The sequence below is a fragment of the Halomonas sp. AOP5-B2-8 genome (assembly GCF_052376475.1).
Classification (GTDB): Bacteria; Pseudomonadota; Gammaproteobacteria; order Pseudomonadales; family Halomonadaceae; genus Vreelandella; species Vreelandella casei.
In genome coordinates this window covers 582,522-601,090 of record NZ_JBQSVS010000001.1, presented here as the reverse complement: position 1 = coordinate 601,090, position 18,569 = coordinate 582,522, and the positions used below count along the sequence as shown (strand labels likewise).

General features: G+C 53.9%; 15 protein-coding genes. 6 read left to right on the top strand and 9 right to left on the bottom strand.

Translation table 11 applies throughout. The features are described 5' to 3' along the window. Positions 1-4: 4 nt before the first annotated feature. Positions 5-1,000: an iron-siderophore ABC transporter substrate-binding protein gene (locus tag ACT3RP_RS02690; RefSeq protein WP_441686600.1), complete on the bottom strand. Its 996-nt coding sequence runs from the start codon at positions 998-1,000 to the stop codon at positions 5-7. Between the two features lie 85 nt (positions 1,001-1,085). After that, a complete protein-coding gene (gene fhuE / locus ACT3RP_RS02685) occupies positions 1,086-3,263 on the bottom strand; it encodes a ferric-rhodotorulic acid/ferric-coprogen receptor FhuE (RefSeq protein ID WP_441686599.1) in 2,178 nt (725 codons plus the stop codon). A gap of 515 nt (positions 3,264-3,778) precedes the next feature. On the opposite strand from fhuE, the gene ACT3RP_RS02680 reads away from it, so the two are divergent. From ACT3RP_RS02680 to ACT3RP_RS02670, 3 genes are all read left to right on the top strand, one after another. Beyond that, the gene (locus ACT3RP_RS02680; RefSeq protein WP_096281894.1) at positions 3,779-4,501 is read left to right on the top strand and encodes an MIP/aquaporin family protein; all 723 of its coding nucleotides are present in this window, start codon (positions 3,779-3,781) and stop codon (positions 4,499-4,501) included. 87 nt (positions 4,502-4,588) lie between these two features. Next, positions 4,589-6,094: a glycerol kinase GlpK gene (glpK, locus tag ACT3RP_RS02675; RefSeq protein ID WP_096281893.1), complete on the top strand. Its 1,506-nt coding sequence runs from the start codon at positions 4,589-4,591 to the stop codon at positions 6,092-6,094. 291 nt (positions 6,095-6,385) lie between these two features. After that, entirely contained in the window at positions 6,386-7,147 is a 762-nt protein-coding gene (locus ACT3RP_RS02670) for an ion transporter (RefSeq protein WP_444672044.1), read from the top strand. 10 nt (positions 7,148-7,157) lie between these two features. Here the strand turns inward: ACT3RP_RS02670 and ACT3RP_RS02665 are convergent, their stop codons facing one another. From ACT3RP_RS02665 to ACT3RP_RS02655, 3 genes are read right to left on the bottom strand one after another with little or no spacing between them, the layout of a single operon-like run. After that, entirely contained in the window at positions 7,158-9,239 is a 2,082-nt protein-coding gene (locus ACT3RP_RS02665) for an FUSC family protein (RefSeq protein WP_483393177.1), read from the bottom strand. A 3-nt stretch (positions 9,240-9,242) separates the two neighbouring features. Next, a complete protein-coding gene (locus tag ACT3RP_RS02660) occupies positions 9,243-10,115 on the bottom strand; it encodes an efflux RND transporter periplasmic adaptor subunit (protein WP_096281890.1) in 873 nt (290 codons plus the stop codon). Beyond that, positions 10,115-10,333: a DUF1656 domain-containing protein gene (locus ACT3RP_RS02655; RefSeq protein WP_096281889.1), complete on the bottom strand. Its 219-nt coding sequence runs from the start codon at positions 10,331-10,333 to the stop codon at positions 10,115-10,117. Before ACT3RP_RS02655 ends, ACT3RP_RS02660 begins: the two co-directional genes overlap by 1 nt. A gap of 281 nt (positions 10,334-10,614) precedes the next feature. Between ACT3RP_RS02655 and ACT3RP_RS02650 the strand changes: the two genes are divergently transcribed. Next, positions 10,615-11,352: a YoaK family protein gene (locus ACT3RP_RS02650; RefSeq protein WP_441685759.1), complete on the top strand. Its 738-nt coding sequence runs from the start codon at positions 10,615-10,617 to the stop codon at positions 11,350-11,352. 27 nt (positions 11,353-11,379) lie between these two features. Here ACT3RP_RS02650 and ACT3RP_RS02645 read toward each other — a convergent pair whose 3' ends face one another. Further along, complete coding sequence (locus ACT3RP_RS02645; protein WP_096281887.1) at positions 11,380-12,282, bottom strand: LysR substrate-binding domain-containing protein; 903 nt, start codon at positions 12,280-12,282, stop codon at positions 11,380-11,382. Positions 12,283-12,505: 223 nt separating this feature from the next. Between ACT3RP_RS02645 and ACT3RP_RS02640 the strand changes: the two genes are divergently transcribed. Then, the gene (locus ACT3RP_RS02640; protein ID WP_483393176.1) at positions 12,506-13,084 is read left to right on the top strand and encodes an NAD(P)H-dependent oxidoreductase; all 579 of its coding nucleotides are present in this window, start codon (positions 12,506-12,508) and stop codon (positions 13,082-13,084) included. A 79-nt stretch (positions 13,085-13,163) separates the two neighbouring features. On the opposite strand, the gene ACT3RP_RS02635 is transcribed toward ACT3RP_RS02640, so the two are convergent. From ACT3RP_RS02635 to msrP, 3 genes are all read right to left on the bottom strand, one after another. Then, positions 13,164-14,951, bottom strand: coding sequence for a S8/S53 family peptidase (locus tag ACT3RP_RS02635; protein ID WP_483393175.1), 1,788 nt, complete (start codon positions 14,949-14,951; stop codon positions 13,164-13,166). 104 nt (positions 14,952-15,055) lie between these two features. Next, positions 15,056-15,673, bottom strand: coding sequence for a protein-methionine-sulfoxide reductase heme-binding subunit MsrQ (gene msrQ / locus ACT3RP_RS02630; RefSeq protein ID WP_096281884.1), 618 nt, complete (start codon positions 15,671-15,673; stop codon positions 15,056-15,058). Beyond that, positions 15,673-16,695 carry a protein-methionine-sulfoxide reductase catalytic subunit MsrP gene (gene msrP, locus ACT3RP_RS02625; protein WP_096281883.1) on the bottom strand — a complete coding sequence of 341 codons (1,023 nt, stop codon included), beginning with the start codon at positions 16,693-16,695 and terminating at the stop codon, positions 15,673-15,675. Before msrP ends, msrQ begins: the two co-directional genes overlap by 1 nt. A 208-nt stretch (positions 16,696-16,903) precedes the next feature. Between msrP and ACT3RP_RS02620 the strand changes: the two genes are divergently transcribed. Further along, positions 16,904-18,559 carry an FMN-binding glutamate synthase family protein gene (locus tag ACT3RP_RS02620; protein ID WP_096281882.1) on the top strand — a complete coding sequence of 552 codons (1,656 nt, stop codon included), beginning with the start codon at positions 16,904-16,906 and terminating at the stop codon, positions 18,557-18,559. Positions 18,560-18,569: the final 10 nt, after the last annotated feature.

Here is an 18,569-nt window from a genome sequence, read left to right as displayed (position 1 = left end):
ACCATTAGTCTGACTGACGTGCGGCTTCTGAGAGTAGGTCAGCATAATCGTCTAATAACCAAGGAATCGACATCGGGGTAGGGTTGGCCGCAGCGCCCAGCGGTGTATTGCCCAGCAGCACAATGGCGCCGTTTTCAACGGCCGGGAGTCGGGACGTTAGCGGGTGGGCTTCGAGCTGATCAACCAGCGCTTGGCCACCGTAGGTGACGAGAATATCCACATCGTTGAGCTCATCAATCAGCTCAGAACTGATTTCGCCTGAGTATTTGCCGGGCGGTGAGTTCTGTTTGACGATCGCTGGCGAGACCATCCCTAAATCATGAAAAAACTGCACGCGCGCATCGTTGTCGTTGTAAAAAGAGATACGCCCAAGGTTAGTGGGATCCAGGTGGGTCACGAACATCGCCGTTTTACCTTCAAGCTCGGTATGGGCGGCGGCGGTATCGGCAATGGTTGTCTCAAGACGTTCGACCAGCGCCTCACCTTCTTCAGCCATGCCCATGCCCGCGCTATTGAGCAGAATCATATCGCGCCAACCGGTGGCCCAGGGGCCTTCGGTGTAGGCGACGACCGGCGCTATCTGACTCAAGGTGTCATAGTCGGATTGGCTGAGCCCTGAGTACGCGGCAAGAATGACATCGGGCTGGCTGGCGGCAACGGCTTCGAAATCAATTCCGTCACCTTCGTCGAACAGCGCCGGAAGCGGAGCATCAATCTCTGCAAAATATGCTTCTACCCAAGGAAGCAGGCCAGAGTTGTCATCGTCACCAAAGCCTGCGGCAGCAAAGCCAACCGGCACAACGCCAAGAGAAAGCGGTATCTCATGGTTTGCCCAGGCCACCGTCGCGATCCGCTCAGGCTTTTGGGTCAGCACGGTTGTGCCCAGGGCGTGCTCAATTTCAAGCGGATATTCTTGGGCGGTAGCCAGTGTTGAGTTCAAAGCGAGTGTTGCAATCATCGCAAGGCCGAGCGTTTTACTACTCAGTAACCAGGTCATCATGACGCTCCAAATGAATAAGATGGCCGCCTCAAACGGTGTTCAAGGCGGCCATGTAGCCATCAGTGGCTGACAGCGCGTGCGTCAATTAGAACGCGTAGCGCAGTGTTGAGGAGATGCTTGCGGGTTCGCCGTAAACGCCGTAGCCACCCACATTGCTGTAGTACTTCTCATCGAACAGATTCTTGACGTTAACCTGAAGCGACAGGTCTGGCGTGAACTGGTAGCGGCCAAACAGGTTGGCCAGCGTATAGCTACTCTGCTCGAACTCGTTGGGTATTCCGGGCGGGGTAGTAAGGTCTCCGGCGAAGAGGCTGCTCTGCCAGTTAACGCCACCGCCGAGGGTCAGCTCGCGTAGTTGCGGCACGTTATAGCTGGCGAAGAGGTTGAACAGCGAACGCGGCTGATTAATGTTGAACGAGTCATCGTCGGACGTTGCAGTGAAGTGGGAGTAGCCGACGGTCATATTAAGATCCTCGGTCACCGCGCCGCTCAGCTCCATTTCAAACCCTTCACTCACTACGCCGTCAGCGGCCGAATAAAACGTCTCGGTTTGGCCAGGGCCCACCATTGGCAGAGCCGCAGCAACGTTGTCCTGCTCGATACGAAACACGGAGAAAGAACCGTTGAGCAGACCATTGAACCACGCAGCCTTGAGGCCGGTTTCGTAGTTTTTGCCCACGACCGGATCTAGGTAGGTACCGTCAGCATCGCGATAGTTCTGGGGCTCAAAAATTTCGGTGTAGCTGGCAAAGGCCGAGTAAGTATCATTAAAATCAAACACCAAGCCGCCGTAGGGTGTTACTTCGTACTTGCTCTGGCTATCCAGGCTGCGGAATAGCGTCATCCCATCCCACTCGGTATAGCGTGCGCCCACAATCAGCGTTAGCGGATCAGCTAGCGAAAAGCGCGAGGCAGTATAAACGGCTTTCTGACGGGTGCTGGAAGCTTCAGAAGGAGTGAATTCAGGCCAACCTTCGTTCGGGGCCGAGCCATCCCAATGGTTTAAATCATCAACGTCAAAGCCAGAGATGAAGGTGTTTTCGTAGTCGTTGGTTTGGTCGCTGTAGCTGCCGCCGATGACGAGTTCATGCTCACGGCCTAATAGTGCAAACGGGCCGCTGGCCTGGACGTCTACAGAGTCGACTTCACGGTGTCCACGGTTCCATCCGGTAAAGAAGTCCACTCCGCTACCATCCATTTGATCTGGCAGCGTTGCCTCTACGTAAGGGTAAGCCAGCTTGCCATCCATATCGGTTTTTTCATGCGTGCCCACGACGCGCACTTGCCAGTCGTTGTCGAAACGGTGGCTGATTTCAGCGAAGACTTTCTCAGACTCGAAATCGTAGTAGGACCAGTCTGGTGCGACGCTAAATGAACGTGAGTAGTTGGTGGGCGTACCGTTGCTGAACCATAGCGGTAAACCGCCCCAGGTGGGCGAGGAGGTATGGCTATCCTGGTAATCAAAGCCTATCGAAAGCGTGGTGGCATCGGTCACATCGGCGTCGATAATCCCGTAACCGAACGTGCGGCGCTTGTCCTGGCGATCAAGGTGGGCGCCGCCCTCCTCGTAACCGCCGATAAACCGCGCACGCACATTGCCTGAAGCCGTTAGCGGTGTGGTGAGATCAACGGTGGTACCTTGCTGATCCCAACTGCCCAGCGTGCCGGAAACCGAACCAGTAAACTCGCGGCTGTCGGCGTGCTTACGCACAAAGTTAACCGATGCCCCCGGGTTTCCCGAACCGCTAACGAGCCCGTTAGCGCCGCGAATCACCTCAACGCGGTCGTAGATCGCCGTATTCAGCCGGCCTTCGCCGAAGTACCAGCGGTTATCGGTATTGAGCGTCGGAATGCCGTCGTACTGAAAGCTATTGATGCGAAAGCCGCGCGCTGCAAAGCTGACGCGGTCACTATCAACATTGCGCACTGAAATGCCTGTGGTGTTTCTCAATACGTCTTCGATGGTGGCCAGATTTTGATCCTGAATACGCTGCTCGGTGACGATGCTGATGGCTTGTGGCAGCTCTTTCTGACTCAGCGTTAAGCCTGTGCCTGCGCTAGTGGTGCGCCGCGTATAGCCAACGTTCTCATATAAATTGGTGCCGGTCACTGTCACGGTGCCTAGCGATTCGGCATCGTTGGCGGAACCCGACTGAGCCAATGCGCTGCTCGAAGCAAATAGAGAGCCCGCGATAAGTGCGGTGAAGGTAGCGCTTCGCAAGGAGAAAGAGGCCGTTAAATGGCTAGGCACAGAATGTTGCATGCAATCTAAAACATGAAGTGACGACGTTTTCATATGATCCCTTGAGTCACGCCTTGGCGGCGCTCGCTCATTAGTTTTATATCGTTCAATAACGGGGTAATCATATAAAAATGATTCGTAAATGTAAATGTGTATGAGAATTCTTAGTATTTGATGTTGGCGGTAGGCTATTAGCCATTCCTGCAGGATATTGGCCGTCAATGGCACTTATCACTTATCCGGGCTATCGGTAGCTGTCGTATAATGAAATGTTCGTTATTTGACAGTTATCCCTGCGTGCGTGGACTGACTAGTGACATTTAATAGCACGTGGTTGCATATTAAACTAATGTCTATCTCGCTTTATTATCATTTAAAATCAATTATATAAAGGTGTTTTAAAGATGAGGTTTGTTTTTTATATTGTTTTTTTTAATACTCGCTATAGGATGCCAAAAAGAAAACATATTTTCGAAATAGAACATAAGCTGTTTTGAATAAAGGCGAGCCGGGGCAAACGGGGTAGCGGGGTGACAATGCTTGGAACAATTTTTCTACATGAAATAGCCGGTACAGCGGTATTAACGCTCTTGGGGTGTGGGGTGGTGGCTAACGTGCTGTTGAACAAAACCAACGGTAATGGCAGCGATGGTATCGTTATCTTCTTTGGTTGGGGGTTGGCGGTTTTTTGCGCGGTTTACGTCGCCTTTGACACCGGTGCCCATATTAACCCTGCCGTTACCCTTGGACTGCTTGTAGGCCCGGCAACTGAATACGCGCCCGGCATTCCTATCAACGTTGCTACCACCGCCGCCTATTTTACGGCTGAAATCATCGGTGCCTGGCTGGGCGCAGTCGTTTGTTACCTAGCCTATAAAAAGCATTACGATGACACTGAGGATGCTTCAAGCATATTAGCAACGTTCTCTACAGGCCCGGCAATTCCCTCCTACGGGTGGAATCTGGTGACCGAGATCATTGGTACCTTTGTGCTTATATTTGTCATTATCATGTTTGGCCATACGCCGTCAGGGCTTGGCCCGCTGGCCGTAGCACTGCTGGTAGTGTCGATTGGCGCTTCGCTAGGCGGGCCAACAGGCTATGCAATCAACCCCGCCCGAGATTTGGGGCCGCGTATTGCTCACGCGCTGCTTCCCATTAAACATAAAGGGACAAGCAACTGGTCCTACGCATGGGTGCCAATCCTAGGGCCCGCTATCGGCAGTGTCCTTGCTGGGCTTGCCGCCTATGTTTATTAAGTCAGAGTTTATTAAGTCAGCATTTATTAGGTCAGCCTGCTGATTTTTTAAAACAATCACTTAACGTTAACGATTGAGAGGCATTTCATGAGCCAGAAAAACTACGTTCTCGCTATTGATCAAGGCACCACTAGCTCGCGGGCGATGCTATTTGACCATGACGGCCGGATAGTCAGCGTGGCGCAGCACGAGTTTGAGCAGATTTTTACGCGTCCCGGCTGGGTTGAACACTGTCCTCGCGAGATCATGACCAGCGTGCTGACCACCTTAACGGAGGTGATTAACAACAGTGGTATTGATGTTGCCGAGATCGCCTCCATCGGTATTACCAATCAGCGTGAAACCACCGTGGTGTGGGACAAAAACACCGGGCAGGCCGTCCATAACGCCATTGTTTGGCAGTCGCGCCACTCTGCCGAGATCTGCGATGAGCTGCGTGAAGCAGGCCACGCCGATATGATTCGCGATAAAACCGGGCTGGTCATTGACGCTTATTTCTCTGCCACTAAGTTGAAGTGGTTATTTGAGAACGTGGCGGGTGTTAAGGAGAAAGCGGAGAAGGGCGATCTGCTTTTCGGCACCATAGATTCATGGTTGGTGTGGAACCTGACGGGCGGTGCCGTGCACGTCACCGATGTCAGTAACGCTTCGCGTACGATGCTGTTTAATATTCGTGATCGGCAGTGGGACCCGGAGCTTCTTGAACTGTTCGGTGTCCCGGAGTCGATGCTTCCCGAGGTTAAGTCCAGCAGTGAGATCTACGGCAACATACTGCCTAAGTTCCTGATGGGCCAAGAGGTGCCGATTGCGGGTATCGCCGGCGACCAGAATGCGGCTCTGTTTGGTCAGGCCTGTTTTGAGCCAGGTATGGCAAAAAATACGTATGGCACCGGCTGCTTTACGCTAATGAATACCGGCACCCACGCCACGCCCTCTAAAAACGGCCTGCTTACCACCGTGGCGTGGGAAGTGGATGGCACGCTGGAGTACGCCTTGGAAGGCAGCGTGTTTGTGGCGGGCTCAGTGATTCAGTGGCTGCGTGATGGCCTGAGAATGCTGGGAAAAGCTTCGGATTCAGAAGCGTATGCCACACGCGCTAAAGATAATGACGGCGTTTATATGGTGCCTGCCTTTACCGGTTTAGGGGCACCTTACTGGAACTCCAACGTGCGCGGTGCCATGTTTGGGCTCTCTCGGGGAACCCAGAAAGAGCACTTTGTGCGTGCGGCGGTGGAGTCGCTTGCGTATCAAAGTGCCGATGTCCTCAAAGCCATGCAGGCTGATGCTGACATTGCGCTGACTGAGCTTCGCACCGATGGCGGGGCGATCTCCAATGATTTTCTTGCCCAGTTCCAGGCCGATATCCTGGGGGTCGACGTACTGCGTTGCGAGGTAAACGAGACCACTGCGCTTGGGGCGGCTTATCTCGCCGGACTCGCCGTAGGATTTTGGAAATCACGCGATGAGATCGTCAAGCAGTGGGCGCTAGAGCGGCGCTTTACGCCGCAGATGAAAGACGAAAAGCGCGATGAGCTCTATGCAGGTTGGAAGAAGGCGGTAAACGCCACCATGGCGTTTCACGTAGACTCCTAAGCTTAACGCGTTAGGCTCAAGTGTTTTACAAGCCCCCGGCCCAGGCTGGGGGCTTTTGCGAAAAAGGTATTCAATATTGTATTAATAATGATCTATAAAGAGTCCGGCTGGAGGCGCCGATAGCATAATTCACATATCACGTAGCGAGAACAGCATAAGAACCATTCAAACTGCGCTGGCCTCCATTGGTGATCTACGCCTTGTATCCAAGGAATAAGCGTCCGAACATGCATGCTAAGGTGGTCATCTCTCGATTGATTTACGTCAACCGACGACTGTTGGAGCGAAGGTATGAATAGAGCTATTTTATACCGTCAGTTGGCGGCGGAAGCCCGTCAGCAGCTTGGGCTGTCGCTGCTCAATAAGGTGATTTGCGCGCTGATTTTGGCTGCCTCTTTCGCGGCCATTTTAGAGACCGAACCCACACTTCGCCAACGAGCACCGGGGCTATTCTCTGTACTTGAGACCGCGTTTGTTGTGATCTTTACGGTTGAGTATCTGTTACGGCTTTATGCCATGGGTGAAGACCCGCGCTATCGCGGATTCGGTGGTCGGCTTCGCTATATGTTTACGTTCTGGGCGCTGGTGGACCTAATCGCCATCTTGCCTTACTTCTTGGGTTTTATGACCCACAACAACGCCTTCCTGCTGCGGCTCTTACGCTTAGCGCGCATGCTGCGTCTCGCCCGGCTGGGGCGGTTTAGCCAGGCTTGGGTGTCATTGGCTGACGCGTTAAAGTCCCGTTCTCATGAGCTTTTGCTAAGCGCGGGCGTGGCGGGGTTGCTGCTACTATTTTCATCCTGCTGTCTTTACGTGGTGGAAGCCGCCGCGCAGCCCGAGGCGTTTGGCAGCGTGCCGCGCGCATTGTGGTGGAGCATCGCCACGCTAACCACCGTTGGCTATGGCGACGTAACGCCTATCACGGCGCTTGGGAAGTTCTTTGCGGGCCTAACCGCCGTGGCAGGCATCGGTATCATCGCCATGCCCACCGGTATTCTAGCCGCCGCGTTTAGCGATGCATTGCAGAAAAAATCATCAGATGCCAAAAAATAGCTACACACAGCTACTTTTGAGCCGCCTGTGTCGTCTTCGTTTGTAAGCTGTTATCACGCTTAAGATGCGGCCGCTCTGCCATGATGCGCGCCAGACGCTCAAGCGAGAGCTCCAACCGTTCAATCAGGCCTTCCAGCAGGATGCGGCGGTCGGCGGGGACATTGCCGTAGGTTGTAATCGCTGCATCCAGCTCTTTTCCTGCCTCGCGAATGCCTTGTGGCTGGTGGCCGGTAGCGCTGTGCTCAAAACCGGTAGCGAGTGTGCGCAGAAGGTTTTGATGCGCTTGGCGGATCTGCGGATGCGGGGCATCGTCTAGCCGGTCGCGCAGCCTTAGCGTGGCGGTGCCGAGATCGAGCCCGGTAAGGCCAAGAATGAACAGGTGGCGCTGCTCTTCGGGCAGCATGTCATCGTGCTGTGCTAGATGCAGTAGACGGTCCGCCATGTGGCCGCTGAAGCGGGTTTCGGCGTCGCGAATGGAGTTTCGTCTCAGCGCATGGATATCTTTGGAGATCGCTTTTATCAGGCGTCGTCGTCTCAGCTGAGTGCCCAGGCCTGGGAGCAGACGAAAGGCCATGACGACGCAGCTAAGGCCGATAATCACCGAGATGGCTCGGTTGGCAAAACTATCAAACGAGAAGTCCATACCATTGCCGGGCATCGTCAATAGGATGTTGAAAATAGTAAAGGCGAGGCAGTACCCCATGGTCGCCATACTCGTGGCCCCTAACAGGCCTAAAAATAGCGGTGTTCCGAAAATGAGTGCGAGTAACGGAAAGCTATTGGCCTGAGAAAGCAGCACATGGCCAAATAGAAAAGCGCTGGGAATGGCGGCCAGCATGCCCTTATAAAACATCATGGTAATCGCTATCGGGTTGTCACGACTGGCGAAGAAAGCCGAAAACAGAGTGCCTAGCATCATCGCAATCATCGCGCTCTGCCAAGCAGTGACAATCCAAAAGGTCGCCAGCAGCGAAAACACCAGCCCTGAGCGTATGGCATTAATGCTAGCGGCAAGGTGATCGCGGTGCCAGGCTAGCTGCGATGAACGTAATTTATAGCGTCCTGGCGAGGCTATGGCTTCACGGGCATCGAGCATGACCATAGCGTGGCCAATTGATTCACGTAGCCCTAATCGAAGGCGGCGGTCTAGCGGTGCTAAGCTGCTTTCATCATCGCTTTCATGGACCTCATGACGCAGCGCTTGAAGCGCTTTTCTGGCCTCAATGACGCCTTTGACGTGTTCTGCATCACGAAAACCCTGCGCAACGCGACATGCCAACTGAAGGCTTTGTGGGTCAAGCCGGTCGGCGTGGTCGTGCATAAGTTGATGGAGTGCCTGTAAATTGGCGAAAAAGCGCAGGGTGCGGCGCGTTAGCACATGGGTCGCGCGTACCCGCCCCGGGCCAATAGGGCCTTCAAAACGCGCAGCTTGGCTATCGGTTTCTAGTAAGGTTAACGGGCCTAAGCTACCTCGAAGAGCCTTCTGCATGGCGGAAATATCGTCGCTAGCTTCCAGGCGCAGGGCGGCATGCTCAAAGGCTTCGTTGATCACGCTGTCGGCCTGGGTGGCAAGATGCGTTCCCACATGGGATGGCCATAGCAGCGAGCTAACTAACATGGCGCAGACCGCCCCCAGCCCCAGCTCGGAAAGGCGCGCCACCGCGATATCGAAAATTCCCGCGGGCGTGCTACCGCTGGAAATAACCACGATCAGCATCGCGGTGACGGCCGCCATCAGGCAGCCATAGGTATAGTTATTACGCCATAGCGAGCCAACATAGGTGCATAGCATAATCCAGCTAGTCAACGTGATAAGTGCGGGTATGCGGGCTTGAGCGAAGAATGCCATGATTACAATGCCCGCTACAGCACCAATAAAAGTGCCGACAAGCTGGCAGATGCCTTTTTCGACCACCATGCCGCTCATCGGACGAATTTGCAGAAAGGCCGCGGAAATTAGCGCCCAGTAGGGGCGTTCTAAATCGAACAATAGCGCAATGTAGAGCGCAAGCATCATTGCAAGCGTGGTCTTGATGGCGAACTTCACCGCCGTGGCGTTGGGCGTCAGGTAGGTTTGCAGAAACGGCGACATGACTTACTCAGGCTGCGCGGCAGGGCGAACGCGCACGGTTGCCGTCATACCCACGCTCAGCAGCATCTCATCAGGCACTTCGTTTAACGTAATGCGAACGGGGATACGCTGCGCCAGGCGCACCCAGTTAAACGTCGGCGCTACCTGGGGTAGCAACTGCGGGTTAAGGCTGGTGTTGCTATCGGCAATGCCGCGGCCAATGCCCGCAACCCGACCGTCTAAATGAGTATCACCGTTCATCAGGATGACATTGACCGGATCGCCAACGTTGATCGATGTCATTTTGGTTTCTTCGAAGTAACCGACGACGTAGTAAGAGTTGTCGGCTATCAGTGCCATCACCGGTGTGCCGCGATTCACGTAGTTGCCTGTGGTGAGATGTACGTTAAGTACGTGCCCGCTGACGGGGGCTGTAAGCTTTGTGCGTGCTAAATCAAGCTGGGCGCTGGCTAATTGCGCCTGGGCTTGTTCCAAGTCAGCGGCGGCAATGCGTGAATTAATTTGTGCAATCTGCTGATTTTCGGCACTAATCGCCCGGCTATTGCTTAATTGGTTGCGTCGGCCCTCTTCCGCGCGGTTTAACTCAAGCGTTGCCTGGCGATGGTCCACCGTGGCTTGGGCGCTGTCGACGGCAGACTGATAGCGCGTTTCATCGATATCAAACAGCGCATCGCCTTGCGCTACGTAATCGGTGTCCGCAACGTCAAGGGTACGCACCCAGCCGGAAACATCGGGGGCAATGGTGATCACTTCAGCGTGTACGCGGGCGTCGCGGGTCCAGGGAGTGTACAGATAGTAGCGCCATAGCCAGGCACCGGCGGCAATGGCAATCGCGACAATAATAAGGGTCAGCAGAATACGAAGCGAAGGGCGCATTAAGGGCTCTCAAGCAAAATGGTAAAAATGAAGGTGGTGGCTGCCGTAAAGATGACAAAAAGCGAGATATCGAACCAAGCCTCGTACCACAGCGCATACTGCCCGACTGCCCAGTGGAGCAGGGAGCGTGTCACTAGCGTTGCGACAAACCCAATCAATGCGTAAATCAGCAGTGGGCTGAGGTAAATGCCACCAAAAGCGATTTCTTGAAGACCCATAACATCCTTAAATGGCCTGGAAGCAACATAAATAGCGATGAGTGTAGCGAGGTGAATCACGCACGTTGGGCGTTTTTTCCACCTGCCAGTATAGAAAGATTACACCAATTTTTCCCTTAGCGTGATAGAGCATAAGCTGAGTTTTCCACTGCACGCTTGGGAAGCACAATAACCATCAGCGTAGGGCGTTAGAGAATCGTTCACGTTTCATTAACGTTTTAAGAGTTATGCTTTAGTCTTAACGTCTTATTTTGTCTACTTCAAAATGGTGGAAAAGATTTGTGCTGATTAAAAAGAAGAAAGCTCGATCCCATACCGAAGATCGTTATCTGGCACTGGTGTTAGCGACGGCCGCCGGTATTCTCAACGCCATGGCCTTGGGCGCCTTTGGTTTTCTCCCTTCGCATATGAGTGGCAATGCCTCGCAAATATCGAGTGAGGTGGCTAGCTCAGATACGTATGGCTTTTTGTTTCTAGCCGCTCTGCTTCTGGCATTTGTGATAGGCGGTGGCCTTGCGCGGGTTGCCGTGATTGCTGGGCAAAAATTCAGAACAATCTTTTGCTTGATTCTCTTGGCGGAAGGTGTGGCATTAACCGCAGTGTCGGTGTTTGAAATTTTGTTTTACTCGGTACGCTTCAATGCGGAAATACTGATAACCCTGGGCTTTCTGATGGGAGTACACAACTCCACCTCAACTCAGCTGTCGAATGGGCGAGTGAGATCCACTCACGTGACCGGCACGTTGACGGATGTTGGCATTGCACTAGGCTCGTTCTTGTCGTCATTTGTTTCACGCGATAAGGGGCTCGACCGGCGTTTTTTTCAAAAGCAGCTGCACACGCATTTAACGACGATTTTTTCATTCCTTAGCGGGTGTCTGGCCGGATTAGTGTTGTTTGATTTATTCGGCTTCCACGCGATGTTGGCGCTAGGTGTTTTTTTGATCGTCGTTGCCTTGAGCGCCATTGTTATGACGGTGCGTATGGCCAGTAAGCTGATGGTCGCCAGAAAAGCTTAACGTTAAATGGCATCGCAGTCGTTGCGTTCAGCGCTGTAAATACGTCCCCGGCAATTGCTCTGCCAAGAAGTCCATAAACAGCCGCGTACGCTGTGAAAGCGTGGCTTGGCGGTAGTAAACGGCATTGACGGTTTGGGTCTGTAGCTCAATGTGGTTGGGAAGCACTTCAACGAGGGTGCCTTTCTGGCGCGGCGTAATGGTCATAAAGTCGGCTAAACACACGATGCCTTCGCCCGCTACGGCCAGCTCCACTAACGTGCTGCCGCTAGAGGCCGCAAGCGTTGGGGTAATAGCCAAGAGTGCCCCATCGGCGTGACGCAGCGGCCAGCGATTGAGATGATCGAGCTGATTAAAGCCCAGCAGGCTGTGCTGTTTGAGATCATCAATGCTTTGCGGTGCGCCATGGTATTCAAGGTAGGCGGGGCTTGCCAGAATGCGCAGTGGGCTGTAGCCGAGTAAGCGTGCATGAAGCGAGGAATCTTCCAACTCGCCGATACGGATGGCCAGATCAACCCGTTGTTCTAGCAGGTCGACAAACCGGTCATGAGTGTCGAGCGCTAGTGTAATACCAGGATAGCGAGCACGAAACTTGCCAATCACCGGCACAATCACGAACTGCATAAAGCTAGGGGCTGCGTTGATCCTCAGCCTGCCCTTGGGCTGGCTATGGCGATCCAGCATTGCTTCTTCAGCCTCGTCCACTGCCGCCAGAATGTGGCGGCAGTGACCCAGGAACGTCTCGCCTTCCTCTGTGAGCTCCAAACGACGCGTGGTTCGGCGCAGCAAGGTAGTGCCGAGCTTTCGCTCTAGGCGATTAAGCGCACGGCTAACGCCAGAGACCGTAATGCCGAGCCGTTCCGCGGCGTTAGTGATTGAGCCGCTTTCGACCACTGTGACAAATGCCTGCTGTTCTTCAAGGGTGCTTTTCATATGGGAGGCTCATTAATCAGGCATCTCGATCTTTATCTGTTGTTTTGAGATGAGTCGATAACGTTATCAGTATTGTTGATTTTAAATCAAAAGTATTTTGACCCAGCACGGCTTCTTTTCCATCTCTTTTGATCTCACAATACGCGCCATATGCAGCTCTAGCTATGCTGCTTAGCTATATTATATAGCCAAGTTGCTAGGTAATTATTTAGGAATTCAAGCAATGAAGATTTTACTGATTAATGGCGGAAAAGCGTTCGCTCACTCTGGCGGTGAACTCAATAATACGCTGCAAAGCGTGGCAGTGAGTACATTGCAGGCGTTGGGGCATGAGGTGCGCGAGACAGTGATTGACCAAGGTTATAATGCAGATGCCGAGGTGCAGAGCTATTTGTGGGCCGATGCGATTGTGTATCAAATGCCTGGCTGGTGGATGGGCGCCCCCTGGATCGTCAAGCGCTATATTGATGAAGTGTTTACTGCGGGGCACGGTTCACTCTACGCCAGCGATGGCCGTTCGCGCCAAGATCCTAGCAAGCAGTACGGCAGCGGAGGCTTACTGCAGGGGCGCCGCTATATGCTGTCGTTGACCTGGAACGCGCCTTTGGAAGCATTCGAAGCGCCGGGTAACTTCTTTGAAGGGCGAGGAGTGGATGGGGTGTACTTTCCGTTTCATAAATCGCAGGAGTTTATCGGCTTAGCGGCGCTGCCGACGTTTATTGCCAACGATGTGATGAAAGTGCCTAACGTTGAGCGTGATACCGATGCTTATCGCCGCCATCTGCGCACAGTTTTTGGCTAAACATAAGTTAAAGCCCACCTCGTAAGGTGGGCTTGTCTGGATCGTGTGGCTTGTCTTGCCTCCTCTTGACTAGCTCAGCTCAGCGCTCTCGGTCCAAGCTCTGAACGGTGAGGTCTAGCGCTTTGTACATGTCTAACCTGGCTGACAGGCCGATATCCGGGTGATCGAGCTCATTAGCACGTTCCGATGGCAGTATCGGCGCGGTGAGGTCATCGGCATCGGTCGGTTCGAAATCGTACTCTTCACCGATGGTCATCGCGCTACGACGCAATAGCATGCGCAATTGCGCCGGTGTAAGAGCGGGGTCTATCGACATCATGGCTGCCAATAAACCGGCCACCAGGGGCGTTGCGTAAGAGGTGCCGCAATGGGCAGGGCCTTGCTCTCCCTCTATCAGAGAAGAGCCTCTAACGCAGGCGGCTGCCGTTATGTCGACGCGCATATCAATATTCGACGCGTCGCGTTTGACCACGTAACCAGGGTCGTCAACCTGCAGTTCTTGATCGCCTTGCTGATGACCACCCACCACAAACAGCTGGTCGGTCACGAAAGAGGACGGTAGACGATAATCATCACTTCCAGAAAACGACGAGGCGTTACCCGCTGAGTTGACGACTACCACGTCGGGATGTTCGCGGCGTAGCCATAAGAAGAATTCTTCGAGTAGCTCCTCATAGCCGCTCATGGCGATACCGGAACGCACCAGCGAGTCGACTTCTTTTCCGTCAATATCGATGGCCCCCACTCGATGAATGCCCCAGCTCCAGTTGAGTACGCGTACACCGTCTTCCACCAGATTGACCGACGCGGCGATATTGGCGGTAATGCCCGCATCCGAATTGCGGTCAACAATCACATCGAAGCCTGGGCCTACCGAGTCTAGCCCGCGTAGAAAGCCGCTATTGCCGCCTTCATTCCAGGCGGCGGCAAATACGCCGGCAACCGTTGTGCCATGCCCGTCGGGCGCGACGGCATCGCGTGCATAGACACAGGTTCTAAGAGAGTCCGTGCGACAGTCGCCCAGGTAGTCGGCAAAATCCGGTGCGTCGAAGTCTACTTCCCGTTCGATGACGCCAATGCGAATGGGCTGAGTCTCGATATCGCCGCCCTGACGTGGCAGGCGCCGCTTATAATAATTTACCGCGTCTAAAAAGCGATTTGACGCCCAGTCCTGGTCGTCGGCTGCGGGCAGCTCATCGGTCTCGCTCTCAACGCTTTCTTCTGCGCCTGATTCTTCGACCACCACCGCATCGACGCTGACTTCACTGCCTAGCCTGAGTACTAGCGCATCGCGTGCATCTAAGTTGCTGACCGGAAGGCGCAGCTGGTAGGTGTTAAGCGGCGGGATTATACCGACCACCTCTGCACCGTACTTTTCTGCTAATCGCTGGGCTTCTTCGGCACCTTCGTAGCTTTCTTCAATAATCACGCTGACCAGATCCACGTAGGTGGTCAGGCCATCCATGTTCTCCGCCAGCTCTTGGTCCGTGGCCGCTACCACGTGACTGCCTTTGAGGCTTATCCATACCGGGTTGCTCGCTTGGTCGTGTTGCTCAAACCACAGCGGGCCGCTTTGTGTGTCGGCGCTGGTGATGCGGACACGTATATTTTCATCCGTGTGATCAAGGTTTTCGGCCTGAAGCGGTATTCCGTTCAGCTTTACCTGAAAATCGCTGTTATCAAGCCCGCTGGCGTTCAGGCAGAACTCTTGAATATCTTGCTGTAAAAGATCGCCACAGCGCTGCAGTTGTTCAACGCGCAAAGGTTGTTCATCACCTATAGACTGCTCCGCGCTTGCGCCAGCTGCGAGCAATAGCGATCCTAACGCTATTACCCGACGGGTAGCGCCTAAATATTTTACGGCCATTATTACTACTCCAATACGGTATTAGACTGTCTGCCCATAGCATAACGGCATTAGGTGAACTGAACATGAACCCGGCCTGCAAGAGCTTACCTTGTCAAGGGTATTTAACGGCTAAACCGCTGACGAAACTTAGGCAGGGTGCGAGCAACAGGCGGTAGGCGGGTGGCCATTATCAATGCAGCAACGGCGGCATAGATGGCCCATTCGCGCAGATCGGCGCGCACTATCCAAAAGAAGTGCAGCAGTGCCAATGCTAAAATAGCGTAAGAGAATTTGTGCAATGGTTTCCAGCGCTTGCCTAGGCGTTTCATCGCCCAGCGGTTGGAAGTCGCACCCAGCACGGCAAGGCCGGTTAGCGCGATCATGCCCACAATAATGTAGGGCCGTTTGACAATTTCGCTGCCTAGCAGCGCCCAGTTAAGCCCCAGAATAAATAGCGCATAGCTGAGCAAATGCAGCGTGGCGTAGGCCAGTGTCCATAAACCTAGCTGGCGCCGAATGAGTGCAAAGCCTTTCCAACGGGTCAGCTTGGTGAGAGGCGTGAGGCTTAGCGTGAGCAGCAGCATCCACAGTGCGCCAATGCCGATGTTGAGTAGCAGGTAACGCCCGGGCTCAGGGCCAGCAGCGTTATTGGCGACTTGCCAGCCCCAAAACAGTAGCGGTGTTAATGCCGCCAAGAAAACGCCAATGCGCCAAACAAGCCATATGCGCGGTGCTGCCATCAGTAATTAGCCCTTAAATCCAATCCCGCATACATCTCGGCAACTTCGTCCGCGTAGCCGTTAAACATAAGCGTATCAATATGGTTCGGGCTGAACAGGCTGTTGGGCAGCCGCCGTTCGGAGGCTTGGCTCCAGCGTGGGTGGTCAACCTGTGGGTTCACGTTAGCGTAGAAGCCGTATTCGTTGGCGGCAATCTCCTGCCAGGAGTTGACCGGCTGCTCTTCAACTAACGAAATGCGCACAATCGATTTGATGCTCTTAAAGCCATATTTCCATGGCACCACTAATCGTAAGGGGGCGCCGTTTTGATTAGGCAGTTCGCGGCCATACATGCCCATCGCCAGTAACGTGAGCGGGTTCATGGCCTCGTCTAAACGCAGACCTTCCACGTAGGGCCAGTCAATCAGCGAGAACGACGAGCGCTGCCCTGGCATCTGATCCGGGTCTACCAGCGTTTCAAAACGCACGTATTTTGCTTTGCTGGTAGGATCGGCGCGCTTGATTATCTCGGCTAGGGGAATGCCTAACCAGGGAATGACCATCGACCACGCCTCGACGCAGCGCAGGCGGTAAATACGCTCTTCAAACTGCGACGGCTTGGCGAAGTCTTCAAGCGTAAAGCGCCCGCCGTTGTTAACTTCACCGTCGACCACCACGCTCCAGGGCTGAGTTTCTAAGCTGCCTGCATGACGGGCTGGGTCACTTTTTCCCGAACCGAATTCGAAAAAATTGTTATAGCTGCTGACATCCTCAAAGGGGGCGATAATGTCTTTTTCAGGATCGCTTGGGGTGACTGCGCGCCACTCAGTTTGGCTAATCTTTTCGCTTAACCAGGGCGGTGCACTGCCGTCGGGCACATCAGAATAGTCAGCGGCATTGGCGTAAGCTTTTTGTCCCGCCAGAGCAATCCCCGCGCCTAGGCCCGCCATGCCACCCATAAAGCGACGACGTGAAAGGTAAATAGACTCCGGCGTTACATCGGATTCGTGTAAATCACTGGGTTTGGCAATTTTTATAAGCATATGATGCCTCCGCTAGGAAAAGCTTGCGCACAGCGTGGGTAGTGAATGCTGCATTGGATATTACTTAGAGTGGTAAGTTCACCAAAACTTATACTAATCCTCTCCATTAAATAGAGCGAATTGGGCTGGTGAGCCGCTACCTTGCTCCGATATGCTACCTAGGCCGTCATACCCTTTTGCAGACGGTTGATAAGGAGTTTGTGTTCTCATGATAGAAGCTCGGGGATTAACCCGCATTCCTTTGCGCAATGCCGCCTTTGTTGCCTGCGTGATCCTACTGGTCATCTCGCTTATTGGCTTAGTGTTTTCGCTTGTATGGCTAGTGGGCGTGGCACTTTTTGGCCTTCTTGCTTGGCTAGGCTTGCACGACATGCGCCAAACGCGGCGAACGGTCAGCCGTAATTACCCAATCTTGGCCCACATTCGATATACCTTGGAATCCATTGGCCCTGAAATACGCCAGTACTTTATTCAGTCGGATTTGGACGAGCGCCCGTTCTCCCGCGAGCAGCGTGCCGTGGTGTATCAGCGCTCTAAAAATGAGAGCGATAAGAAGCCTTTCGGCTCACTGTTGGATATGTATAAACCGGGCCATGAGTGGATCAATCATTCGCTGCTGCCCTATGCAATTGAAGACGCTGACTTTCGGGTTCGAGTAGGCGGTAGCCGCTGTAGTCAGCCTTATTTTGCTAGCGTGCTTAATATTTCGGCGATGAGCTTTGGCTCGCTTTCAGGCAATGCCATCGAAGCGCTGAATGCGGGCGCCTGCAAAGGGGGCTTCTATCACGACACCGGTGAAGGGTCGATCTCCCGCTATCATCGCATTCACGGTGGCGATTTAGTCTGGGAAATCGGCTCCGGCTATTTCGGCTGCCGCCACGACGATGGCTCGTTTAACGAGGAACGGTTTGCCGCCAACGCCAGCGATGATCAGGTCAAAATGATCGAAATAAAGCTGTCGCAGGGAGCCAAGCCCGGCCATGGTGGCATACTGCCGGCGGCTAAAGTGACCGCAGAAATTGCCGAGGCCAGGGAAGTGCCCATGGGCCAGGATGTGATTTCTCCCGCCGCTCACACCGCCTTCTCTTCACCGCTAGAGCTGATGGAATTTATTGCCCGCCTACGTGCGCTTTCCGGCGGCAAGCCGGTTGGGTTTAAGCTGGCAATTGGCCACCCCTGGGAGTGGTTTGCGATTGTAAAGGCCATGCTGGAGACCGGTGAGCGGCCTGATTTTATTGTGGTGGATGGCGGCGAAGGGGGAACCGGTGCCGCGCCGTTAGAATTTATTAACCGTATGGGCGTGCCGCTCACCGAAGCCGTGACGCTAGTGCACAACACGCTTGTTGGGGCTGGGCTGCGCGAGGAAATTCGCATCGGTGCTGCTGGCAAAATCACATCGGGTTTTAATATTGCCCGCACGTTGGCGCTGGGGGCCGACTGGTGCAATGCCGCCAGGGGCTTTATGTTTTCACTGGGCTGTATTCAGGCGCTCAACTGTCACTCCGATAAGTGCCCAAGCGGCGTGGCAACCCAGGATCCTAAGCGCAGCCGTCATTTGGATATTGCTGACAAAACGGAGCGGGTATATCACTTCCACCGCAATACGCTAAAAGCGCTGGCGGAAATGCTAGGGGCGGCAGGGCTCACCCACCCGAGTGAGCTGGGGCCAGAACATATCATCCGCCGCGTATCGGAAAATGAGATTCAGTCCTACGATCAGGTCTTTACGTTCTTGAAACCCAATGAGCTACTGCATTCTAAATGTGAGCACACCGTGTTTAAGCACTATTGGGAAGATGCCCGAGCGGACTCTTTCTTGCCGCCCCCGGCGATAGAGCGGCTGCGCTTTACTAAGTTGGAGTGACAGCTATGGC

Coding starts and splice junctions, on each gene's coding strand:
- ACT3RP_RS02690 (WP_441686600.1), bottom strand. CDS start 1,000: ATGATGACCTGGTTACTGAGTAGTAAAACGCTCGGCCTTGCGATGATT.
- fhuE (WP_441686599.1), bottom strand. CDS start 3,263: ATGCAACATTCTGTGCCTAGCCATTTAACGGCCTCTTTCTCCTTGCGA.
- ACT3RP_RS02680 (WP_096281894.1), top strand. CDS start 3,779: ATGCTTGGAACAATTTTTCTACATGAAATAGCCGGTACAGCGGTATTA.
- glpK (WP_096281893.1), top strand. CDS start 4,589: ATGAGCCAGAAAAACTACGTTCTCGCTATTGATCAAGGCACCACTAGC.
- ACT3RP_RS02670 (WP_444672044.1), top strand. CDS start 6,386: ATGAATAGAGCTATTTTATACCGTCAGTTGGCGGCGGAAGCCCGTCAG.
- ACT3RP_RS02665 (WP_483393177.1), bottom strand. CDS start 9,239: ATGTCGCCGTTTCTGCAAACCTACCTGACGCCCAACGCCACGGCGGTG.
- ACT3RP_RS02660 (WP_096281890.1), bottom strand. CDS start 10,115: ATGCGCCCTTCGCTTCGTATTCTGCTGACCCTTATTATTGTCGCGATT.
- ACT3RP_RS02655 (WP_096281889.1), bottom strand. CDS start 10,333: ATGGGTCTTCAAGAAATCGCTTTTGGTGGCATTTACCTCAGCCCACTG.
- ACT3RP_RS02645 (WP_096281887.1), bottom strand. CDS start 12,282: ATGAAAAGCACCCTTGAAGAACAGCAGGCATTTGTCACAGTGGTCGAA.
- ACT3RP_RS02640 (WP_483393176.1), top strand. CDS start 12,506: ATGAAGATTTTACTGATTAATGGCGGAAAAGCGTTCGCTCACTCTGGC.
- ACT3RP_RS02635 (WP_483393175.1), bottom strand. CDS start 14,951: ATGGCCGTAAAATATTTAGGCGCTACCCGTCGGGTAATAGCGTTAGGA.
- msrQ (WP_096281884.1), bottom strand. CDS start 15,673: ATGGCAGCACCGCGCATATGGCTTGTTTGGCGCATTGGCGTTTTCTTG.
- msrP (WP_096281883.1), bottom strand. CDS start 16,695: ATGCTTATAAAAATTGCCAAACCCAGTGATTTACACGAATCCGATGTA.
- ACT3RP_RS02620 (WP_096281882.1), top strand. CDS start 16,904: ATGATAGAAGCTCGGGGATTAACCCGCATTCCTTTGCGCAATGCCGCC.